Annotated in this window: 2 protein-coding genes; one reads left to right on the forward strand and one right to left on the reverse strand. The window is 43.2% G+C overall.

The features are described 5' to 3' along the window. Positions 1 to 574 (forward strand): biotin--[acetyl-CoA-carboxylase] ligase (locus R7O12_RS24075; RefSeq protein ID WP_318126563.1); only part of this gene is annotated, 574 nt, incomplete at its 5' end. Positions 575 to 580: 6 nt separating this feature from the next. Here the strand turns inward: R7O12_RS24075 and coaA are convergent. After that, entirely contained in the window at positions 581 to 1,504 is a 924-nt protein-coding gene (gene coaA / locus R7O12_RS24080; protein WP_015297458.1) for a type I pantothenate kinase, read from the reverse strand. Positions 1,505 to 1,742: the final 238 nt, after the last annotated feature.

Below are 1,742 nucleotides of genomic sequence, written 5' to 3' on the forward strand. Positions count from 1 at the left end.
GTATTTGTCTATGTACTGGCGTTTAGATGCGGGTATGGCAGCCGCAATGGGATTGAGTTTGGTCGTGGGTATTGCTGCAGTCGAAGCACTGGAAAGTATCGGTATCCAAGGTGTTAAGCTTAAGTGGCCAAACGACATCTACTATCAAGATAAAAAACTAGCCGGTATTTTAGTGGAGATGTCTGGTCAAGCAGGAGGCGCAGCTCACTTAGTGATTGGAATGGGATTAAATATTGGCATGCCTGATGTGCAGCCCGGTATTGATCAACCTTGGACAACACTCAACCAAATTTCCAATGAAGTGAGTATCGATAGAACTCAATTGGCGATACGTCTTATCGATCATTGGAAAGCCGCGTTAGAAGAATATGAACTGACTGGACTGGGTGGTTTTGTTGAACGTTGGAATCGTTTGGACAACTTTATCGGCCGACCGGTTAAGCTTCTTATGGGACCGAGAGAAATACACGGAGTGGTACAAGGTATCGACCAACAGGGTGGGGTGGTGCTCAAAACTGAAAATGGTTTGGAAACCTACATTGGCGGAGAAATTTCGTTGAGAAAAGGGGACTGAGCCCCTTTACTTTCTTAGCGATACTTTGTCGACAAGGTGGTTAGCACCTTTGTGGAGGATCAAATGGGCTCTTTCTCTGGTTGGAAGAATGTTCAATTCCAGATTGAGTCCATTAATATTGCGCCAAATTTCTTTCGCTTTACTTTTCGCTTCATCGACCGACAGTTGCGTATAGTGGCTGAAGTAGGAGCCTGGTTTAGTAAAAGCTCCGCGGCGAAACTTCAAAAATCTCTCAACATACCACTGCTCTATCGTTTCACTTTCCGCATCAACATAAATTGAGAAATCAAGAAAATCAGATACAAATACTCGATGTGGATCATGTGGGTAGTCCATACCGCTTTGTAATACGTTTAAGCCTTCAATAATAAGCACGTCAGGTCGGTCGACTTTTTTTAGCTCATCAGTAATGTCGTATGTGATGTGTGAGTAAACAGGTACTTCAAGATTTGGCTTGCCCGCCTTTACATCAGAAACAAATTCTACCAAACGTTTGATGTCGTAAGATTCGGGAAAACCCTTGCGATGCATGATACCGCGCTCTTCCAAAACCTTTTTGGGATACAGAAAGCCATCCGTTGTAACTAAGGCGACTTTGGGATGATTTTCCCAACGAGAAAGCAGTGCTTTAAGAATGCGTGCTGTTGTACTTTTTCCAACAGCCACACTACCTGCAATGCCAATAACAAATGGCGGAGCGTGTTCCTCGGTATTTAGAAACTGCTGAAGAACAGAGTTGCGACTTTGGCGAGCCTGTACATATAAATTGAGTAGACGAGACAAAGGAAGGTAGATCTCTACCGCTTCCTCCATAGTGAGGTTTTCATTTATGCCTTGAAGCGCCTTTAGATCGTCTTCAGAGAGTGTCATCGGAACAGAATTACGCAGTTCTGCCCACTCGGCACGGTCAAATGACAAAAATGGACTCATGGGTCTCTTTTATCCTTGGTTTAGTAGAGAGCAAGAACATACAACAAGCACCGTGCAAAGCAAACGACAAAGCACGAAAGTTTGCTTTAAAAAGCGAGGTTTGTATGATTTTGCAGCAATTGAAACTAAAAAACCGAATTTTACGACTTTTTTTTAAATAGCTATTGCAACCTAGAAAATCATTCAATAGAATGCGCACCACTTATGCCGACTTAGCTCAGTAGGTAGAGCAACTGAC

It is taken from the genome of Vibrio sp. Vb1574 (genome assembly GCF_033338675.1).

Bases quoted from the DNA above. Each gene is read 5' to 3' on its own strand.
- coaA (WP_015297458.1), bottom strand. From the start codon at position 1,504: ATGAGTCCATTTTTGTCATTTGACCGTGCCGAGTGGGCAGAACTGCGT.